Here is a 19,949-nt window from a genome sequence, read left to right on the forward strand (position 1 = left end):
ATGTATAAATGCAACAGTCTGTCCCTCTTCCACAGTCCGCGGCCAAGCGGAAAGCCGCCGGGCGGCATCCCCGACGGCTTCGTCGCATCCAACCTGTCTTATGCGGAATAGGCCTGCTCCCGCAGCGCCTTGACTTCGTCGCTCTCGAGATATTCCTCGTACGTCATGAGCCGGTCGATGACGCCGCGCGGCGTGATTTCGAGAATCCGGTTCGCGATCGTCGACACGAACTGACGGTCATGCGAGGTAAAGATCATCGTCCCGTCGAAATCGATCAGCGCGTTGTTGAGCGACGTGATCGACTCGAGGTCCAGGTGGTTCGTCGGTTCGTCCATCAGCAGCACGTTCGCGCCGGACAGCATCATCCGGGCCAGCATGCAGCGCACCTTCTCGCCGCCGGAGAGGACGCTCGCTTTCTTCAGCGCTTCGTCGCCGGAGAACAGCATCCGTCCGAGGAAGCCGCGGATGAACGTCTCGTCCTGCTCCTTCGAGAACTGCCGCAGCCAATCGACGAGATTGAGATCGACGCCGTCGAAGTATTTCGAGTTGTCCTTCGGGAAATACGCGCGCGTCGTCGTCACGCCCCACTGATACGTGCCCGCATCCGGTTCAAGCTCGCCCATCAGAATTTGCATGAGCACCGTCTTCCAGAGCGAATCCGGCCCGACGAGCGCGATCTTGTCGCCCTTGTTCACCGTCAGCGTCAGGTTGTCGATCACCTTCACGCCGTCGATCGACTTCGTCAGCCCTTCGATGAGAAGCAGCTGCTTGCCCGCCTCGCGTTCCGGCTTGAACTGGATGAACGGATATTTCCGGTTCGACGGCTTGATGTCGTCGAGCGTAATTTTCTCGAGCAGCTTCTTCCGCGCGGTCGCCTGTCTCGCCTTCGACTTGTTCGCGCTGAACCGCTGGATGAACGCCTGCAGCTCCTTGATCTTCTCTTCCTTCTTCTTGTTCTGTTCGCGCATGAGCTGCAGCGCCAGCTGGCTCGACTCGTACCAGAAGTCGTAGTTGCCGACATAGAGCTGAATCTTGCCGTAGTCGATGTCCGCGATGTGCGTACAGACCGTATTCAGGAAATGCCGGTCGTGGGAGACGACGATGACCGTTCCCTCATAATTCAGCAGAAAATCTTCCAGCCACTCGATCGACTGCCGGTCCAGGTGGTTCGTCGGTTCGTCCAGCAGCAGAATCTGCGGGTTGCCGAAAAGCGCCTGCGCCAGCAGGACGCGCACCTTCTGGTTGCCGTCCAGTTCCTTCATCAGCTTGTCGTGCAGCTCGTTCGGAATGCCGAGCCCGTTCAGCAGGGAAGCCGCTTCCGACTCCGCTTCCCAGCCGTTCATCTCGGCGAACTCCGCCTCGAGCTCACCGGCCCGCATGCCGTCCTCGTCGCTGAAGTCCGGCTTCGCGTAGAGCGCTTCCTTCTCCTTCATCACGTCGTACAGCCGCTTGTACCCCATGATGACCGTGTCGAGCACCTTGAACTCGTCGTACTCGAAGTGGTTCTGCTTGAGCACGGCGATCCGCTCGCCCGGCGTCACGTGCACTTCGCCGCTCGTCGGTTCGATCTCGCCGGACAGAATTTTCAGGAACGTCGACTTCCCCGCGCCGTTCGCGCCGATGAGGCCGTAGCAGTTGCCCGGCGTGAACTTGATATTGACATCCTCGAAAAGCGCGCGCTTCCCGTAACGAAGCGTAACGCCGCTCGTGCTGATCATCGAATCACTTCCCCGTCCTTGCCCCTGTAATGAGTACATCCTCCCGCATTATAGCACAGAAGCCGACGGGCGGCCATTGAGCGCGCCTGAATTCGCAATGAAGCGAAGCCCCCGAAGCGGCCTGGCGCCCGGGGGCTTCCTCGTTCATGCGTGTCAATCCCAGTTCAGCTTCACTTCGCTGCCCGTGCGGGAAGATTCGTAGATCGCGCTCAAAATGCGGTTATTCACATAGCCGGACAGCGCCGGCGCGATCGGCTCCTTCCCTTCGCGGACGCAGTCGACGAAATGCCGGCTCAGCAGGAGCCGATCCTCTTCGCCTTCCATGGGCTTGAGCTCCTCTTCGACGACCTCGCCGCCTGCGTGCCTCACGATCGTGCCGCGGTTGCCGATCAGGGCGATGCCCGCTTCGGTGCCCATCAGGTGTACGAACGGTTCTTCCGGCAAGCCGGCGGAATGGGCCGCCCAGCTCACTTCGAGCGACAGCGTCGCGCCGTTGTCCAGCTTGATGAGCGCCGTCGCGAGATCCTCGACGTCGTAGTAGCCGTTCCAGTCCGGCGTTCCCCAGCTGCCGATCCCTTCGCGGCGCGGGCCGAATTCGGCGTAAGTCGTGCCGAAGACGGAGACCGGTTTCGGATTGCCCATCAAATGCAGCGTCAGGTCGAGCATATGGACGCCGATGTCGATGAGCGGTCCGCCGCCGGCTTCGTCCATGCGCGTGAACCAGCTTCCCCAGCCGGGGATGCCTTTCCTGCGCAGCCAGCCGGTCTTCGCGTTGTAGATCCGGCCCAGCTCGCCCGCGTCAACCTTCGCCTTGGCGGCGCGGGCGATGCCCGACCAGCGCATCTGATGCGCCATCATGAGCACGCGGCCTGTCCGGCGCTGCGTATCGAGGATCGATCTGGCCGCTTCCTCGCTGATGGCCATCGGCTTCTCCAGCAGCACATGCTTGCCCTGCTCCATCGCCTGGATCGCGAGCGGCGCATGGAACCGGTTCGGGACGCCGATGACGACGGCGTCGATCGACGAATCGTCGAGCAGCGCCTGCGGCGTCTCGTAGGCCTTCACGCCGTGCTCCTGCGCCCGGCGCTCGGCGGCAGGCAGCGAGGCGTCGGCCACCCCGGCGATCTCCACGTTCTCCAGTTTTCCGAACACATTCAAATGCACATTTCCGATCATCCCGGCGCCGATGACGCCGATGCGGACGGTGTCTGCCATTTACGGTTGTCCTCCTCGGTATCGTATGTCTGTCTCGTCTCAGTATAGACCTGCGGGCGGCGGCATCCAAGATGCGCTTTTGGCTTCCTTATGTGCTTTTTTTGGCGTCATATTTGGTTCGGGAGCGAAGATCGGCTACTATAGTATCAGCAATATCCGTCAGAAATGTCATTCAGGCGGCGATGCAAGGAGGAGATTCCGCATGAAGCTGTTGTCCGTGGAACCGACGCCCAGCCCGAATTCGATGAAATTGAACGTCGACGAACGGTGGCCGGCCGGCCGCCGCGCCGCGTACACGCCGGACAAGGCGGACGAAGCGCCCGAGCCGCTGCGGAGCCTGCTGAAGATCGACGGCGTCAAAGGCGTGTTCCGCACCGCCGACTTCATCGCGCTCGACCGCAAGCCGGGCGCCGACTGGCCGCGCATTCTGGCCGAGGCGGCGAAGCTGTTCGAGACGGCGGAAGGCGCGGCCGGGACCGCACCCGCGCCGGCCGGACCGGACGCCGCGTTCGGCGAACTGCACGTCCTGGTGCAGGTGTACCGCGGCATCCCGATGCAGGTCCGCGTCCGCATCGGCGACCGCGAGGCGGCCCGCCTGGGGCTGCCGGAGAAATTCTCGGCAGCCGTCCATGAAGCGGCCGGTTCGACGCTGATTATGGAGCGCCATCTGGAGGAATACGGCATCCGCTACGGGGAGCCGGAGGAGATCGCCGCCGAAGTCGCGGCGGAACTCGACGCCGCCTATACGGATGAGCGGTTGCGCGAGCTGATTGAAGCCGCGAAAGCGGCGGGGCCGGCCGCGGCCGGGACCCCGGCCCAGCCGCGCGAGCGGCGGCCGCTCACCGCGGAGGAGCTTGCCGAAGCGCTCGACGCGCCGGACTGGCAGACGCGCTATGCGGCGCTGGAGCGGACGCAGCCGGAGCCCGGCATGCTGCCGTTGCTCGCCAAGGCGCTGCGCGACGACAACGTGTCGGTCCGGCGGCTAGCGGTCGTCTACCTCGGCGATCTTCGTTCGCCGGAGGCGCTGCCCCTGCTGGTGGAGGCGCTGCGCGACCGGTCGCCCGCCGTCCGCCGCACCGCGGGCGACACGCTGTCGGACCTCGGCGACCCCGCCGCGATGCCGGCGATGATCGAGGCGCTGCGCGATCCGAACAAGCTCGTCCGCTGGCGGGCCGCCCGATACTTGTTTGAAATCGGGGACGAATCGGCGCTGCCGGCGCTGCGCGAAGCGGCGGAGGACGAGGAGTTCGAAGTCCGGCTGCAGGCGAAGATGGCGCTCGAGCGGATCGAGCGCGGCGAAGAAGCCGCCGGCACGGTCTGGCAGCAAATGACCGCCGCCCGGCGGGAGCGGTCCGACACGCAGCCATAACGAAAGGGGGCGGCCCGCGGCTGCCGCGCGCCCGCCGGGTCTTCTTCATGCCCCCGTCACCTGGGCATCACATTATTTCGTCAACTCCTGATTGCCGGACTGCACGTCGTCAGCCTTCAGGAACAGCTTCGCGTTGTACAGCGTGTTGTCCTTCACGATATACGGCGGAGCGCCGACTCCCGCGTAGATCGTCGATATGCCCCTCGCCGCGATATTCGCCTCGATGACATTGTTCTGGATGACCGCCTTGAGCACATCGGCCGGGTCGTTCCGCTGCCAGTAGTCGTTGATCTTCACGAGCTCGAGTTCCGCACGTTTGAGCGCGTTCGCTTTTACCGTATTGTTCTCGAACACGAACGATTTCGCCGCTCCCACGAAGACGCCGTGGCTGTCCCCGTCGAGGATGACGGACGAATTCCGGATCGTCACGTCCGAGCCCGGATCATAGATGGCGAGCGGAACGATCGGCGACTTGAACGTGCAGTTCTCGAACACGTATGTTCCGGGGGCCGAAATCGCCAGCTCGCGCTTGTTCTCCGGCGCGCTTTCAAAATAGCACCCGTTGTACGTTCCGCGCGGCAGCGTGCCGCCGCTGTGGCCGACCACCCGCAGGTTCGTGAACTCATTGCCCGTCGTGTTGCCGGCGTTGATCACACCGAGCCGCGATTCGCCGATAATCGTCATGTTCGTGACGCGGATCGGATTCACCCAGATGCCGAACCCGCTGTCCGCCCGCTTCGTATGCACCATCGTGACATTCTTGACTTCCACGCCGAACGGCCGGCTGCTGCTGATGGTGAACGACGAATCCGTAAATTTCATGCCGTCGATGGTCACATTCGGCCCTTCGATGAAGGTGTACGAATCGTTCATCTGGTTGCCGACGAGCGTTACATCGTGATAAATCACAAGCCGCGTGCCGTCGAAATGGTTGTTCTTGACGAGCGCGCCCGTGAACGGCGACGACACCGCCAGCCCGATCTTGCCCCGCGACGCAAGATGGTTGCCTTCCACAACCGCGTTGTTGCCATCGTACAGGATGACGTCATAGGCGGCATTGTTATAGAACTCGTTGTTCCGGATTTGAATGTTCGTATTGAGAAAACCGTTCTCGCCGTAACCGCCTTCGACATCGATGCCGGACTGGGGCGCAACCCCGTTAATGTCGTGAATGACGTTATGCTCGATCACCACATTGTCCGCTCCGCCGATCGTGATGCCCTGGCGGCGGTTGTGATGCAGTTCCGAATTTCGGACGATGACGTTCTCCGACGGCACCCTCGACCAGACCTCGATGTACGAGCCGTTGCTGTCGGCCCGCTCGAACACCAGATGGAACGATGCCGCTCCGGCGGGGATTTGGATCCGTTGCCGCACCTTCGCGTTCAGCTTCGGGCCGATCAGGTTGCCGTCCGCATCATAGAAATAAAGTTCGAAATCGGCGGGCAGGTTGATGTTGTTCGACAGTTCGAAGCAGGGGTCTGTTTTGAACCTCTCGTGGTTCAGCGGCACCGGCGTAATCGTCCGGATCCGCCCTTCGGCTGCCGTCGGCTTGCCGTCCGAATCGAAGGCGCCGGGGACGAAACTGCTCCCATACAGGTCCCTCACCATCTGGCCGCTGCCGCCGATCACGATCCCGTCTCCGGTGAAGTTGTACACCTCGACGCCCTCAATCGTCAGATTGCGCGCGCCAAGCGCCACAATGCCGTAGCCGCCCTCGTGCGTGCCGGACGAGTACGGGTGATCCTTGCGGCTGTAATCGTGCTGGTCCCGGTCGCCGACAAACTTTCCGCCTCTGATCGTCACATTGTTCACGCCACGGCCGATGTAAAGCAGTTCGTAGATTTCGGAGTCATTCGGTTCCTTTACCAGTTCGGCGCCGTCTTCGAGCACGAACGTCATGTCCGGCACCATGTTGATCCGCGCGTCCGGGCCGGGCTGCCCTTTCGCGCTCTTCTTGATCATGTAGGTCCCGGGTGGAACGATGAATGTCGTATATCCTTGATCATGCGCCCACTGGAGCGCATCGTTGAATCCTTTCGTCGTCTCTTCCGGATGCGTGCCATCCGTATGGATGTCGAATTTGCCGGGCACCAGCCGATAGACGGAATCTTCCGTCTGCGCGGACGTCGAGCCGTCCGCCGTGACTGATGCAGCGGCGAAGATCAGCACAGCTGCCAGCAGCAATCTGCCGACCAATCGCCTCATCGCGATCACTCCTTCCTCGCCCCGTTTCAGTATATTGCGATTTGCGGGACAAGGAATGGGTATATCGCACGGTTCTTCTAAAAATAGGCAGACAAGCCCCTGATTCGCGCCTAATCGACACATATCGCGCGAGGCGCTTTTCCGTCACGCGAGCCTCGGTCTTGCCGGATTGCAGCCCGGTTCGGGAACGAGGCCGTAAGCGGCCAGTTTCGTCAGATAGTAACACTCCTCGCGGAACATGTGGTCCGGCATGAGCGGATGAATCCGGTCCAGGAGCTTCGGTCCGATCTGCAGCTCCTCGATCTCCTGCAGGAAGCGCATGAACAGCTTCATCTCAAGGTCGATGTCGGAATGGAATTTCTGGAAGGCGGGGAACGTCCGGAGCGAAGTCCGCAGATATCCCGCCATTTCAACCGCTTTCAGGAAAAACGCGCCGAACTCCTGCTGGAACGCCCGGCTTTTCTCGATCCAGCGCCGCTCGACGGGGTCCATGTCAAAGGACAGCTCAGCCGCATGGCCGATCGCATCCTGCAGCCAGACCATGTCGTAGTGCAGCGGATGCTGGCGCGGCACCGGGCGCCCGGCCAGCAATTCTTCGAGAATGTGCTCGTATTCCTCCAGTTCGTTCACCATATGGTTCAGGAAGGTCGGCGTGAACAGCAGGTCGACCTTGCCGAGCAGCAGCCGCTCGAGCAGGCTGAGCTTGAATTGCTTGAGCTCCCGGGTCGCATCCATCGCCTCCCGGTTCAGCGCCGCCAGCCGCGCCTCCGCATCCTGCATCCGGGCGGCCGCCAGCAGCGCGTCGAACCGCGAAATGAACGATTCCGCCTGCCGTACGTCATCCTTCTCGGCCGGCGACAGCGCCATCAGGATGAATCGGGCGTGGTCTCCCAGTATCTGCAGCCAGAACCGATGTTCGAACAGCGGCCCTTCCTCTGCAAGGCTCGCCATGTTCATGGACTTCTCCGCTCCTTTCCGGCTTCATGCTAACCGTAAGGAGTATATGCCCGCGGGCGGGCCGCCAGAACGAAGGCAAGCTCCGCTGCCTACCGGATCAGCGACACTTCGACCAGCACGGCCCCGTCATCCCCGAACGGCAAGATGGATGCCTCGTACGCGCGGATGCCGGCCGCTTTGATTTCCGCCGCCGCCTTCTGAAGATCGGTCCGCACGGCGTCGCCGCGCAAATAACGCACCTTGAAGCCGTCCGCGCCGGATGCCGCCGCTTCCTCCATCTTGCGCCTGAGCTCGTCCGCCGTCGCCGCCGTATGCTCCGGACGCAGCCATTTCCAGCCGAGCGCCGCTTCCAGCGACTCGTAGAAGCCCGCCCGCGCCGGATCGGTCTGCTTCGCTTCCCTGACCGCCGCCTCATACGGGGTGTCCGCGCGCGGATATTCCCGCGTCCAGGTGTGGTCCTTGCGCATCTCTTCATCCGTCTTCAGGTAATAGTCGTAGGACACCGCGCCGCCCCGGTCCGGCACCGGGTCGTCCCAGGTCACGTCCAGGTGGTACCACCGGCCGCCCACGCGCACGAGATTCCAGGCATGGTCGCTTTCGGGAACGGCCCCTTCCACAATCCGCGCAGGGATGCCCGCCGCGTTGAACATTTTGTAGGCGAGCAGCGCATAGCCTTGGCAGACGGCCTTGCCGGTCCGCAGCGCTTCGTATGCGGTGTAGCGGTTCAGCCCGACGTCGTAGGCCAGACGCAGCACGATCCAGTCGTGAATCACCTTCACCCGCTGATGGTCGTTCATTTCGGGCGTGATGAGCCGGTCGAGCACTTCCCGCACCTGCCGGTCCACTTCCGCCGTCTGCGCAAGCGTCTCCCGGTAATTCAGCGTCAGCCGGATGTGCGACCGCCCGCTGAGCTTGCGGATCGAGTAGAAGTAGGAATCCACGATGTACGACGTGTAATCGTCCCGCTTCAGCGCGTCCATGATGACGTCCTTGATGCGGCCCGACAGTTCCTGGCCGTCGCCGGTATAGTCGATCTGCACAGACTCCCGGCGCTCAAGCAGCGCGGCGGCGACGGCGGTCTCCAGCTGGTGCAGGTCGGCTGCCGCCTCGGCAGCGGAGGCCGGCCCGGGACGGAGGCCGACCGTCAGCAGAGACCATATGGCGATCGCGCAGATGGCAATACGGAATGACGTGCTGCGGTTCACTGGCATGACCCTCCGGGAAATGGCGTTTGGCATTTTGGCCCAAGTATAACCATAACGGCCGGACCTTAAGCCCCCGCCTTCACGCCTTCCGCTCCCGCAACTTCACGCCTGCGGACCGAAGAACCGCCGGATCTCGCGCTCTGCGCTCTCGTCGGAATCGGAACCGTGGATGACGTTCGCTTCGACCGACCTCGCGTAGTCGCCGCGGATCGTGCCGGGCGCGGCATTCGCCGGATTCGTCGCGCCGATCATCGCCCGGGCCAGCTGCACGGCCCCCTCCCCTTCGAGAATCATCGCGAAGACCGGGCCGGACGTAATATAGTCGACCAACTCTCCGAAGAACGGCTTGCCCTTGTGCTGGGCGTAATGCTCCTCCGCCGTCTCCCTGCTGATGCGCATCATCCGCGCTTCCGCCAGCTTAAACCCGCGGCGTTCGAAGCGCGACACAATCTCGCCGACCAGCCCTCTCTCCACGCCATCCGGCTTGATCATGACGAATGTCCGCTTGCCGTTTTCCATGACGCATGCCCTCCTTCGCCGATTTAATTTCCCCATTATAGGCATCTTCTTCAGCGAAGGATGTGATTCCGCTCACGGCATCAAATGGATCCAGTTTAACTTCGCTTGCGTGCATTGAGCTTCCGGACCGGCCATCCCATAATGAAAGGGGATACAACATCTCAACAAACATCATCTCAACAAACGGAGGGATGGCTGGTTGAACACGAATGCAACGTTCCGCGTCGCCTTCATCGGATGCGGCAAGCGCGCCCACGAGCACGCCCACGGTGTCAAGGCCGACGGCCGGCTTGAGGTCGTCGCGCTGGCCGACATTTCGGAGGATTCGGCCAATGCCCTGAACGAAGCCTTCGGATTCGGCGCCGCCGTTTATACGGATTACCGGCGGATGCTGGACGAGGTGAAACCCGATATCGCCATCATCTGTCTCTGGACGCCGCTGCATCTGCCGGTGTTCCGGGACTGCGCGGAGGCGGGCGTCCGGGCCGTGCTGTCCGAGAAGCCGATGGCGCCCGGATGGGGCGAATGTCTCGAGATGGCCCGCATCGCAGAGGAGACCGGCTGCCAGCTGACGTTCTCCCTGCAGCGCCGGTTCGCGCGCGGCAACCAGACGGTGCGCCGGCTCATCCGGGAAGGCCGGATCGGCCGCGTGGTGCGGATGGATCTGTACTCCCCGCCCAATCTGCTCGACTGCGGCATCCATACGTTCGACCAAGCGATGAGCTTCATGGACGAGACGCCGGCGAAATGGGTGCTCGGCGCTGTCGATGCCAGCGAGACGCTGAACTGGTTCAACGTGCCGTCCGAATCCGTCGCGGCGGGCCTCGTCGTCTTCCGCAACGGCGTGCGGGCGAACATCCAGGCAGGCGGACCCGACATGGATATCTGGGGCGGCGTGCGCGTCATCGGCACGGAAGGATTCCTCGAGGTGATGTGGGATGGCGAGATCAAGGGCGGCGCCGTCTATGCCGATCCGTCCTGGAAGCCGGAAGTGGAAGTGACGCCGCATGCCGAGCAGGTGGCGGGCTACGTTCGCCATGCGGTCGACTGCCTGATCTCGGGGGAAGAACCGGAGGTGTCCTATAAAAAAGCGTTGCGCGCGTCGGAGATCATTTACGCCTTCTACGAGTCGGTGCGGCGCAACGCGCGGGTGGAACTGCCGCTTGAAGGGGTAACGGACAATCCGTTCATCACCATGCTGCAGAAGGGCCGGTTCACGGCGCCTGCGGAAGGAGGGAAATCCTCATGACGCGGCCGAAGCTGGGACTGATCGGCATCATCCACGAAGAGGCGAACCAGGATTTCTGGGGCACCATGGAACGCATCGCGGCGATCGGCTACGAGGGGATCGAGGGCGGCGCGAAGCTGCTCGAAGGCGATGCGAAGGCGAATGTCGCCCGGTTCCGCTCGCTCGGGCTGCAGGTGGCGACGCACAGCGTAAGCAAGGATCTGCTCGCGGACGGGAAGGAGCTGGACCGCATTATCCGGGAGGCTCATCTGATGGAGACGAAGGACGTCACGCTTTGGTGGGCGCCCGCCGATTCGCGCGATCAGCTGCTGCGCGACGCGGAGCTGTACAACGCGGCCGGCGCGCGGCTGGCCGCCGAAGGCCTCAGGTTCTGCTACCATAACCACGCCCACGAGTTCAGGAACACGTTCAACGGCGTGTATGCCCTGGATATTCTGGCGGAGCATACCGATCCGAAGGCGGTTTATTTCCGCCTGGACGTCGCGTGGATCACGCTCGGCGGCGCCGACCCGGCGCATATTCTGCGCAAGATGGCGGGCCGCGTGCCGGCGGTTCACCTGAAGGATGTCTACGGCACCGACGAGATCGGCAAATGGACCGCGCTCGGCACCGGCGTCGTCGACATCCGCGGCTCGATCGAGGCGGCGCGGGAGATCGGCGCCGAGTGGATGACGGTCGAGCAGGACCAGCTCCGCCACCTGTCCGGGCTCGACACGGCGTGGTTCAGCTATATGTATTTGAAGGAGTCGGAATTGATTTAGTTTTTCGCGAACGTCAGGCGGGTGCGGTGATGCGGGAGAACCTCGTTGCTGCGCCCTTTTTTTCAGGTTGGTGTCGCTGGTTCTCGTATCCGCACGCGGTCCATGCACTCCTTTAGCGTAATTTCCACGTTACAGCTCCCTCGCACGCGGCCCACGCGCCCCTGTAACGCGCTATCCACGTTACCCCGTACACGGTCCATGCACCCCTGTAATGTGCTATCCACGTTACAGCTCCTCCGCGCGCGGACCATGCACCCCTGTAACGTGCTATCCACGTTACAGCACCGCCACGTGCCCACAAAAAGAAGCTGCAGCGCGCCATCCACGCCGCAGCTCCAGCCACTTACCCGAACACCGGCCTGCCGTCCGCATCCCACGCCAGCTTCCGCACGAACGTGTGCCGGTTCGGATCGTACAGCGGATCGCCGACGATCTCCTTATACGTCCGCGCGTGGAACACGAGCAGATCGCCGCCGTCCTCCGCGACGGTGAAACTGTTGTGCCCCGGCCCGTACAGGCCGCGCGCCTCGTCCGTCGCCAGCACCGGCACCGGCGACTTCGTCCAGACGGACGGGTCCGTGAGATCGGCGTCCTCCGGCGCCTCGAGCAACCCCATGCAATAGTGGTGATCCGTCGCGCTCGCCGAATACGTCACAAACACACGCCCGTTCCGCTTCAACACGGCTGGCCCCTCATTCACGTAGAACCCGATCCGCTCCCATTCGTATTCCGGCTTCGTCAGCATGACACCGGGCGCGGCGAGCGTCCACGGATTCGCCATCGGGGCGATGTACAGATTGGAGTTGCCCGCGATCGCGGGATCTTTCTGCGCCCAGACGAGATAGCGCGTCCCCCGGTGTTCAAACGTCGTCGCGTCAAGTGAAAAGGTCTCCCACATCGTGCGGATCTGCCCCTTCTCGACCCACTCGCCTTCGAGCGGATTCGCCGACGCGTTCTCGAGCACGTACATCCGGTGATCGAACAGCCCGTCATTCGTCTCGGTCGTCCGCGCCGCGGCGAAATAGATGTACCATTTGCCGTCGATGTGGTGAATCTCCGGCGCCCAGATGTTCGCGCTCATCGGCCCGGATGGATGCCGCCGCCAGACGACGGCCGGTTCGGCCGACGCCAGCCCGGCAATCGTGCGCGCCCGGCGCACTTCGATCCGGTCATATTCGGGCACGGACGCCGTGAAGTAGTACCAACCGTCCGAATGCCGGTACACCCACGGATCGGCCCGCTGCAGAATGAGCGGCTGAACGCCCGACGTATCCGCAATTCCGGTTCCGACAGTATGATCCATCGCTCTCTCCCTCTCCCTTGTTCATGTAAAATGCCATTCTATTCATCCCGCGGAGGTTCCGGCCTCCGCGCGCCCCACAACGCGATGCCCTTTCCCGACAGCGCGCTGAACGTCTCCGTGAACGCTTCCGCTTCCGGGTCCCAGGCCCGCAGCCAGACGCCATCGTAATCTTCGCCGCTCAACGTGAGCCGGATCTTGCCTCCATCCCCGGCGGTCCACCGGCCGGACACGCTGCCGCTGATCGTGCCGTCCGCCTCCAGCCGGATCGGCACAGACTCCTTCACTTCAGCAGAGATGTCCTTGCCGTGGTTCACCAGCTCGTAGTCGCCGGCAATCCGCTCCGGATCGGCATCCTCCGGCCGCTCCCCGCCGTACCGGAACGGCACGACAACCGGCCATCCCTGCTCGTTGAACACCATCTGATGCACCCGGATCTCATGCCGCTCCCCGCTGTACGGAAAACGCGAATGGAAAATCAGGTAGTACCGCCCGGTCTCCTCGTCGTACCAGGCCGAATTGTGCCCCGGAGACACATAGCCGAACTCGCGGAACGCCCCGTGCGGATCGCGCCACCGGTGATTGCCCATCAGCTTCACCCCGAACGGCTCGATCGACGCGTCGTCGAACAGCGGCTTCGCCGGATCGGCCTTCACCTCGGCCATGTCGACCCCTTCCGCGTCGACGAACGGACCGTCCGGATGTTTCGACCGCGCGACCCGGATGTTGTAGCCGCCGAAGGAGTCCAATCCGCCGAACGACAGGAACAGATAATAGTATTCCGTGTCCGGGCTGTACAGCATATACGGCCCCTCGATCCGGCTGTGGTTGCCGCCGACGAGCTTCTTGCCGTACCCCTGCCCCGGTAGCGGCTTGCCCGTCGTCTCGTCCATTTCCAGGATGAAAATGCCGCCCGAATACGAACCGTACACCATCCACAGCTTGCCGTCCTTGTCAAAAAACACATGCGGGTCGACGACGTTCGGATGGACCCGCGCGTCATACACCGTTCCGTCCTCGCTCGGCTCCCCCCACATGCCGGATTTCAAAATGATGCCGATATCCCGGTATGGTCCCTCGATCGAATCGGCGACGGCGACTCCCATGGCGGAGCGCGGCGAGTCTCCCCGGCACGCGTTGTAGTACATGTAGTACTTGCCGTCCGGCAGCCGGATGACGTCCGCCGCCCACAGCGTGTCACTCTCCGCCCATTCCAGCGTCTCGCGCAGCTCCTCCCTCACGTTCGGAATGAGCGGGTTGCCGTCCGAGACGCCGGACGCGATCAATTCCCAGCGCATCAGATCGGGCGATTTCGCTGCCGCCAGGTGCGAGCCGAACACATAGAACATGCCGTTTTCATCGCGCACAATGGACGGGTCGTGCACGGACGCTTCATGGAACACGGGAACCCACGCCTCCTTCCCGCCGCCTTTTTCGCCGAATGCACCGCATCCCGTCAAAAACGCCCCCGCGGCCACCAGTACGGCCAACGCACCGCCAGCCGCACGCACCATCCGCCGCCTCCCCGGCTCATCGCCGCGGCTCGAGCCGCGCCTCCGCAACCGACGCTGTCCTTCCAGCGGTATTCGCCGGCGCAGCAGCCTGCCGACGACGATAGACAGTGCAGTCATTCATCCATATCTCCTTCACAACATGATCGTCCAATCCCCATCAAGCCTTGATCCCCGTTAGCGCGATGCCTTCAATGAAGAAGCGCTGCGCGAACGCGAACAGCACGAGCGTCGGAATGAGCGCGACAACAGCGCCGGCCATGACCAGCGTCCACTCCGTCCCGTAGTACGAGGAGAACGAAGCCAGCTCAAGCTGCAGCGTATAGCGCTCCGGCGAGTTCAGATAGATGAGCGGTCCGAGATAATCGTTGTAGCCCGCGTTGAACGACAGAATGCCCTGCGTGATGAGCGCCGGTTTCGTCAGGGGAACGATGATGCGCAGGAAAATGCCGGGCGGGCTCATGCCGTCGATTTTCGCCGCGTCCTCCAGTTCGTCCGGCAGCGTCTTGATGAACTGCCTCAGGAAGAAAATGACCATCGGCGCGCCGAACATGCCGGGAATGATGAGCGGCTTCCAGCTGTCCGTCCAGCCAAACGTCTTGAACATGATGAACGCCGGAATCATCATGACCGCGCCCGGCACGACCATCGTGCCGATGAGCAGCATGAACAGCTTGTCGCGCCCGGGAAAGCGAAGCTTCGCGAAGGCGTAAGCCGACATCGCGCAGACGAACAGGCCGATGATCAGCGTCGGGACGACGACGATCATCGTGTTGAAGAAGCCACGGATCAGGTGCGCCTCCTCGAAAATGATGCGGTAATTCTCCCAGGCCAGCCGCGAACCGATCCACTCCGGCGGGTAGGCGTACAGTTCGCCGTCCGGTTTCAGCGATGTCGCGAGCATCCACAGGAACGGAACCGCCATGATGACGCCGCCGAGGCCGAGCAGCATGTAGGCTGCCAGATCGGCCAGCCGCTTTGCGGCCCCGCGCTTCCGTCTGCCCGCCGCAATCACAGCCATCGCCCATCCCTCCTCAGTTGTAATGGACCCATCGTTTCGAGAACACGAAATTGATCACGATGATCAGCATGATGATGATGCCGAGGATCCAGGCGAGAGCGGAAGCATACCCCATCTCGCTGTACTGGAACGCGACGGTGTACAGATAGTACACGATCGTCGTCGTCGAATAGTTCGGCCCGCCGCCGGTCAGAAGCTGGAACCGTGGGAAGTCCTGCAGCGCGCCGATGAGCGACGTAATCAGAATGAAGAACGTGACCGGAGAGATGCCGGGGACCGTGATGTGGATGAACTTCTGCCAGCCGTTCGCGCCGTCGACCGTCGCCGCTTCATACAGCGAAGTCGGCACGTTGCCGAGCGCCGCCAGGTACAGAATGATGCTGACGCCGAGGCCGCCCCACACCCCCTGGATGATCATGGCGGGCATCGCCCATGTCTGGTCGATCAGCCAGGCCGGCGCGTCGATGCCGATGACGCCGAGGTAGTAGTTGAGCAACCCGAAATCCGCGTTGAAAATCCACCGCCACACCATCGCCAGCGCCACGACCGAGCAGATCGTCGGCAGGAAGAACAACATGCGGAAGAAATGGCGCCCGCGCAGCTTCCGGTCCAGCAGCAGCGCCGCGAACAGGGCGGCGATCATGCCGAGCGGCACGCCGAGCGCGGCGTAGAACGTGTTCCAGAGTGTCTTCCAGACGAGCGGGTCGTCCGTGAGCGCCCTTCGGTAATTGTCGAAGCCGATGAATTCCGCCGGCTGGCCGAAGTTGAAGTTCGTCATGCTCATGTAGAGCGAGTTCAGCAGCGGATACAGCAGAAAGACGGCGACGCCGATGAACGGCGGCGTGATGAACAGATAGCCCCAGCGCATCTCGCTGCGGAACAGCGAGTGCCGCCTCCGTTTCTTCGGACGCGTCTTCACGGCGGCTGAAGTCTGCGCTTCCATCCGGATCGTTCCCTCCGTTTCCGTAGGTGTTGTGCGCGATGCGGACGTGCGGCGCGGATGCCGCGCCGCAGCGTCCCCGTCACGCGCCGCGTGCTTCTGCGCTTACTCGAACAGCTCCGGATTGCCTTCCCTCAGCGCCTTCTCGACTTCCGGCTTGATCCGGGCGAAGAACTCGGCCGCCGTCTCCTTGCCGTTCCAGAATTCGCCGAGATACTGGTTCAATGTATCCAGCCACTTGCCGTTCGGCAGATACGTCCACGGACCCGGCTGCTGGGCTTCGCCCGCCTTGACGAACACCTCGGGATGCGCCGGCTTCTGCCCCGGTTGCGTGTACACTTCGTCGTCGGCCATCGACTTGAAGTTCGGAATCTGGAAGCCGAGTTCGGTCATCTTCGTCTGGCCTTCGATGCCGGTGAAAAATTCAATCAGCTTGAAGGCTTCGTCCGGATATTTCGTCTTCGCGTTGACGCCGAGACCGACCGATCCGGACCAGCCGCTGAGCCAGGTGCCGTTGTTCGAAGGAATCGGCGCGACATCCCAGTCGAATTTCAGCTTGCGGTAAGTCGGCACCATCCATCGGCCGCCCGTGATCGTCGCCAGCCTGCCGGCCTCGAACATCTGGCCGTCGTTCATCGACTGCAGCGCCCGGGAGTCGGGCACGACCTTGTGCACATGCGTCAGATCATAGATGAACTGCATCGCTTCGGCGGCAGCCGGCTCGTTCAGCGTGAATGTCTTCCGGTCTTCGCTCAGAATCGTGCCGCCGTTCGACCAGACGAACCCTTCCCACCAGATCGGGCCGGCGCCGTAGATGTCGATCTTCCCGTCGCCGTTCTCGTCCACGGTCAGCTTTTTCCACATCTCGAGCGCCTCGTCCCAGGTCATCGGCTGATCCGGGCTCGGGTGCGGCACGCCCAGCTTGTCGAAAATTTCCTTGTTGTAATACATGACCGTCGGACCGATGTCCTTTGGCAGCGCGTAGTAGGCGCCGGTGCCCGTCTTCTTGCCGTCGTAGCGGTAGCGGTTCAGCCCCTGCTCCCACATATCGTTCAGGTCGAGCTTCGTGCTCGCCATCACGTAGTCGGTGATGTCCAGGAACGCGCCCTGCTTCACCCAGCGCGGAAAATCGCCGTCGCTCGTGAAGATGACGTCGGGCGCGCTGTTCCCCGCGATCATCGTGTTCATCTTCGTCGTATAGTCGTTCGGGATATGGATGAACTTGACCTTGATGTCCGGGTACGCTTTCTCGAATTCCTTGAGCACCGCCTCGAACACCGCGCGCTCATCCGGCGCGCCCCAGGACGAGATCGAAATCTCGACCTTGCCGCCGGACGCCCCGCTTCCGCCGCCGTCAGAACCGTCCGTGCCGGCATTCGCGCTGCCACCGCCATTGGCGCCGCTGCCGCCCGAACTGCCGTTTCCTCCTCCGCTGCTGCCGCCGCACGCCGTCACGACCAGACAGACGGCAAGCATCAGCACGAACAACCATTTTGACCTCATGTCGGAAAACAACCTCCTTGAGCCTGCATGATTTCGGATAAAGACGCCCCCATAATAGCGCTTACATTTTCGGCAAACGATTACCGCCTGACCATGCTGCAGACACCCCCGGCCGGTCTCACCCCCTGCGGACAACGCCCGTCGATCCTGGCATACCGCCGTCTGACCGGCGAATAGTTCACATTGATGTTAAATATTTCGCTTTTAATTGATTTACTTAGGATGATAACGGGGGGGTTTGCGATTGTCAATTGGTTTTTATAAAACATTTTATATTTATATAAAATTATTCTCCTCACAAAACAAAAATTCGACCGTATTCGCATCCACTTGCCAGAGCTGAACACGGTACGGTATAGTTAATACAAAACTGAAATATTGGATGAGATCGCATGGAAACCATCGTATCGGAAAGCAATCTCCCCCTGTTCGAAGCACTGGCCAGCAACGTCCGGATCAAGATCATCGAACTGCTCGCGCAGGAGCCGATGATCATGAAGGATCTGGCGTCGGCGCTCGGCCTCAGCAACTCCATCATTACGATGCATGTGAAGAAGCTCGAGCGCGCCAATCTGGTTCGCACCGAAATGATTCCCGGCAAGGGCGCATCCCAGAAGCTGTGCACGCTGGTCGCCGACCGGATCGAGCTCGTGTTCCCGAGCAAGGGCCGCATCCCGCGCAACTTCCACATCGTCAACATCCCGATCGGCCACTACACCGACTTCGATGTCAAGCCGACCTGCGGCCTGGCGACGAAGTATCAGATCATCGGCGACGGCTTCGACGATCCGCGGTATTTTCTCCACCCCGAGCGGGTCGACGCGAAAATTCTCTGGTTCTCGAAGGGTTACATCACGTACAAGATTCCGAATTATCTGAAGCCGGAAGAGGAACCGGAGGAATTGGAGATCACGATGGAGATCGCATCGGAGGCGCCGCTGTCGAACGTCCACTGGCCGTCCGACATTTCGTTCGAGTTCAACGGGCGTCCGATCGGCAAATGGACGAGTCCGGGCGACTTCGGCGGCACCCGGGGCAAATATACGCCCGAGTGGTGGAACATCGAAATGAACCAATACGGCATCCTCGTCCATATCCGGATCAACGGCGACGGCACATTCATTGAGGGGACGAAGGTGTCCGACTACACGATCCATGATGTCGACATCCGCCGGATGCAATGGGACCTGAAGCTGGAAGTGAAGGAAGACGCGAAGCACATCGGCGGCCTGACGATCTACGGCGCCGGATTCGGCAACTACTATCAGGACATTGTCTGCAAACTGACCTATGTGGAACCGAAGAAGGAATAAGCGGCGCGCGGACGTTCCTGCAATCGAGTAGGAGGGGGCGGCTAGCCCCCGACCTCTCACACCACCGTACATGCGGGTCCGCATACGGCGGTTCCGTAAGGTTAACAAAGTTCCAGGTAACGAGAAAGCAGACTTTTCAGCCCTTTCGCTTCCCAGTAGGAAGTCGGAAGGGCATTGTTTGTGTTACGGGACATTTCCCACGGACCACGGCGTGAGTTCGCCATCATTCGAGCCGCCCATTCGGGCACGCCGAGTGCACGGAGATTACGCAATCTGGTCTTGGGTCTCTTCCATTGTTTCCACAGACACATGCGCAGTCGCCTGCGAATCCATGCGTCGAGGTTACCACAGTGGTTCTTGGCGGCAGCCAGACGGAAATAACCGATCCATCCCATCATGTAGCGGTTCAGTCGGTTAATCCGTTCTTCCATCGTCAGCGGGCGCGAGCGGTCCGTTATCTCCCGGACTTTCTTCTTGAAACGCTGAATCGTCTTGGGTGCCAACCGGACCGTTGCCTGCTTGTTCGACAGGAAGCTGAAGCCGAGGAACTTTCGGTTCCACGGCCGGTCTACCGCGCTTTTGTCCCGATTCACTTTCAGTTTCAGCTTTCCTTCCACAAATCGGATCACCGATTCCATGACCCGTTCCCCGGCACGCTTGCTGGCCACGAAGATGTTGCAATCGTCCGCATATCGGACGAAGTGCAGTCCTCGTCTGGTCAGTTCTTTGTCCAAATCGTCCAGCAGGATGTTGGCAAGAAGCGGACTGAGCGGGCCGCCTTGCGGCGTACCTTCTTCCGACCGCACGACCACACCCCCGGTCATGACCCCGGCGTTCAGGTAGGCGCGAATCAGCTTGAGTACGCGCTTGTCGTCTATCCTCCGCGCGACTCTCGCCATCAGGATGTCGTGGTTCACACGGTCGAAGAACTTCTCCAGATCCATGTCCACGACCCAGCGGAGGCCGCTTTGGATATACTGCTGCGCTTGCCTTACCGCATCATGCGCGCGCTTCCCCGGCCGGAAGCCGTAGCTGTGCCATGAGAAATGCGGGTCAAAGATCGGCTCCATCACTTGCAGAAGCGCTTGCTGGAGAAGACGGTCCATCGCGGTCGGGATGCCGAGCAGCCGTACGCCGCCTCCGGGTTTGGGGATTTCCAC

The 19,949-nt window shown here is 61.8% G+C and carries 16 protein-coding genes; 4 read left to right on the top strand and 12 right to left on the bottom strand.

The features are described 5' to 3' along the window. Nucleotides 1-98 precede the first annotated feature (98 nt). Both C6W55_RS15620 and C6W55_RS15625 read right to left on the bottom strand, forming a co-directional pair. Nucleotides 99-1,718 (bottom strand): ABC-F family ATP-binding cassette domain-containing protein, encoded by a 1,620-nt coding sequence (locus C6W55_RS15620; RefSeq protein ID WP_286893726.1) that lies wholly within the window; start codon nt 1,716-1,718, stop codon nt 99-101. Nucleotides 1,719-1,871: 153 nt separating this feature from the next. Continuing rightward, nucleotides 1,872-2,933 carry a Gfo/Idh/MocA family protein gene (locus C6W55_RS15625; protein WP_286893727.1) on the bottom strand — a complete coding sequence of 354 codons (1,062 nt, stop codon included), beginning with the start codon at nt 2,931-2,933 and terminating at the stop codon, nt 1,872-1,874. Between the two features lie 202 nt (nt 2,934-3,135). On the opposite strand from C6W55_RS15625, the gene C6W55_RS15630 reads away from it, so the two are divergent. Further along, entirely contained in the window at nt 3,136-4,302 is a 1,167-nt protein-coding gene (locus C6W55_RS15630) for a conserved virulence factor C family protein (protein ID WP_286893729.1), read from the top strand. Between the two features lie 72 nt (nt 4,303-4,374). Here the strand turns inward: C6W55_RS15630 and C6W55_RS15635 are convergent, their stop codons facing one another. The 4 genes from C6W55_RS15635 to ndk form a co-directional block, all read right to left on the bottom strand. Then, on the bottom strand, nt 4,375-6,510 hold the full coding sequence (locus C6W55_RS15635; RefSeq protein ID WP_286893731.1) for a right-handed parallel beta-helix repeat-containing protein: 2,136 nt from the start codon (nt 6,508-6,510) through the stop codon (nt 4,375-4,377). Nucleotides 6,511-6,654: 144 nt separating this feature from the next. Continuing rightward, entirely contained in the window at nt 6,655-7,467 is an 813-nt protein-coding gene (locus tag C6W55_RS15640) for a DUF2935 domain-containing protein (RefSeq protein ID WP_213484423.1), read from the bottom strand. 89 nt (nt 7,468-7,556) lie between these two features. Continuing rightward, the gene (locus C6W55_RS15645; protein ID WP_286893733.1) at nt 7,557-8,672 is read right to left on the bottom strand and encodes a transglutaminase domain-containing protein; all 1,116 of its coding nucleotides are present in this window, start codon (nt 8,670-8,672) and stop codon (nt 7,557-7,559) included. A gap of 102 nt (nt 8,673-8,774) precedes the next feature. Beyond that, on the bottom strand, nt 8,775-9,191 hold the full coding sequence (gene ndk, locus C6W55_RS15650) for a nucleoside-diphosphate kinase (protein WP_015255991.1): 417 nt from the start codon (nt 9,189-9,191) through the stop codon (nt 8,775-8,777). Nucleotides 9,192-9,390: 199 nt separating this feature from the next. On the opposite strand from ndk, the gene C6W55_RS15655 reads away from it, so the two are divergent. Then, nucleotides 9,391-10,440 carry a Gfo/Idh/MocA family protein gene (locus tag C6W55_RS15655; protein WP_286893734.1) on the top strand — a complete coding sequence of 350 codons (1,050 nt, stop codon included), beginning with the start codon at nt 9,391-9,393 and terminating at the stop codon, nt 10,438-10,440. Beyond that, nucleotides 10,437-11,201 (top strand): sugar phosphate isomerase/epimerase family protein, encoded by a 765-nt coding sequence (locus C6W55_RS15660; protein WP_213484426.1) that lies wholly within the window; start codon nt 10,437-10,439, stop codon nt 11,199-11,201. Before C6W55_RS15655 ends, C6W55_RS15660 begins: the two co-directional genes overlap by 4 nt. Before the next feature lie 343 nt (nt 11,202-11,544). On the opposite strand, the gene C6W55_RS15665 is transcribed toward C6W55_RS15660, so the two are convergent. The 5 genes from C6W55_RS15665 to C6W55_RS15685 form a co-directional block, all read right to left on the bottom strand. After that, the gene (locus C6W55_RS15665; RefSeq protein ID WP_015255994.1) at nt 11,545-12,504 is read right to left on the bottom strand and encodes a glycoside hydrolase family 43 protein; all 960 of its coding nucleotides are present in this window, start codon (nt 12,502-12,504) and stop codon (nt 11,545-11,547) included. A gap of 38 nt (nt 12,505-12,542) precedes the next feature. Continuing rightward, the gene (gene abnB, locus C6W55_RS15670) at nt 12,543-14,132 is read right to left on the bottom strand and encodes an arabinan endo-1,5-alpha-L-arabinosidase AbnB (protein WP_353682048.1); all 1,590 of its coding nucleotides are present in this window, start codon (nt 14,130-14,132) and stop codon (nt 12,543-12,545) included. A gap of 40 nt (nt 14,133-14,172) precedes the next feature. Further along, nucleotides 14,173-15,033: a carbohydrate ABC transporter permease gene (locus C6W55_RS15675; protein ID WP_015255996.1), complete on the bottom strand. Its 861-nt coding sequence runs from the start codon at nt 15,031-15,033 to the stop codon at nt 14,173-14,175. Nucleotides 15,034-15,046: 13 nt separating this feature from the next. Next, nucleotides 15,047-15,976, bottom strand: a complete 930-nt coding sequence (locus tag C6W55_RS15680; RefSeq protein WP_286893736.1) for a carbohydrate ABC transporter permease — start codon at nt 15,974-15,976, stop codon at nt 15,047-15,049. A gap of 102 nt (nt 15,977-16,078) precedes the next feature. After that, a complete protein-coding gene (locus tag C6W55_RS15685; protein WP_286893737.1) occupies nt 16,079-17,476 on the bottom strand; it encodes an ABC transporter substrate-binding protein in 1,398 nt (465 codons plus the stop codon). 392 nt (nt 17,477-17,868) lie between these two features. On the opposite strand from C6W55_RS15685, the gene C6W55_RS15690 reads away from it, so the two are divergent. Next, nucleotides 17,869-18,789, top strand: a complete 921-nt coding sequence (locus tag C6W55_RS15690) for an ArsR/SmtB family transcription factor (protein WP_286893738.1) — start codon at nt 17,869-17,871, stop codon at nt 18,787-18,789. A 101-nt stretch (nt 18,790-18,890) separates the two neighbouring features. On the opposite strand, the gene ltrA is transcribed toward C6W55_RS15690, so the two are convergent. Continuing rightward, a partial coding sequence (gene ltrA / locus C6W55_RS15695) for a group II intron reverse transcriptase/maturase (RefSeq protein WP_286893739.1) occupies nt 18,891-19,949 on the bottom strand: 1,059 nt, incomplete at its 5' end.

The sequence above is a fragment of the Thermobacillus sp. genome (assembly GCF_003390775.1).
GTDB lineage: Bacteria > Bacillota > Bacilli > Paenibacillales > Paenibacillaceae > Thermobacillus > Thermobacillus xylanilyticus.

Bases quoted from the DNA above. Each gene is read 5' to 3' on its own strand.
- C6W55_RS15680 (WP_286893736.1), bottom strand. From the start codon at position 15,976: ATGGAAGCGCAGACTTCAGCCGCCGTGAAGACGCGTCCGAAGAAACGG.
- C6W55_RS15660 (WP_213484426.1), top strand. From the start codon at position 10,437: ATGACGCGGCCGAAGCTGGGACTGATCGGCATCATCCACGAAGAGGCG.
- ndk (WP_015255991.1), bottom strand. From the start codon at position 9,191: ATGGAAAACGGCAAGCGGACATTCGTCATGATCAAGCCGGATGGCGTG.
- C6W55_RS15690 (WP_286893738.1), top strand. From the start codon at position 17,869: ATGGAAACCATCGTATCGGAAAGCAATCTCCCCCTGTTCGAAGCACTG.
- C6W55_RS15665 (WP_015255994.1), bottom strand. From the start codon at position 12,504: ATGGATCATACTGTCGGAACCGGAATTGCGGATACGTCGGGCGTTCAG.
- C6W55_RS15635 (WP_286893731.1), bottom strand. From the start codon at position 6,510: ATGAGGCGATTGGTCGGCAGATTGCTGCTGGCAGCTGTGCTGATCTTC.
- C6W55_RS15675 (WP_015255996.1), bottom strand. From the start codon at position 15,033: ATGGCTGTGATTGCGGCGGGCAGACGGAAGCGCGGGGCCGCAAAGCGG.
- C6W55_RS15625 (WP_286893727.1), bottom strand. From the start codon at position 2,933: ATGGCAGACACCGTCCGCATCGGCGTCATCGGCGCCGGGATGATCGGA.
- C6W55_RS15640 (WP_213484423.1), bottom strand. From the start codon at position 7,467: ATGAACATGGCGAGCCTTGCAGAGGAAGGGCCGCTGTTCGAACATCGG.
- C6W55_RS15620 (WP_286893726.1), bottom strand. From the start codon at position 1,718: ATGATCAGCACGAGCGGCGTTACGCTTCGTTACGGGAAGCGCGCGCTT.
- C6W55_RS15630 (WP_286893729.1), top strand. From the start codon at position 3,136: ATGAAGCTGTTGTCCGTGGAACCGACGCCCAGCCCGAATTCGATGAAA.
- C6W55_RS15685 (WP_286893737.1), bottom strand. From the start codon at position 17,476: ATGAGGTCAAAATGGTTGTTCGTGCTGATGCTTGCCGTCTGTCTGGTC.
- abnB (WP_353682048.1), bottom strand. From the start codon at position 14,132: ATGACTGCACTGTCTATCGTCGTCGGCAGGCTGCTGCGCCGGCGAATA.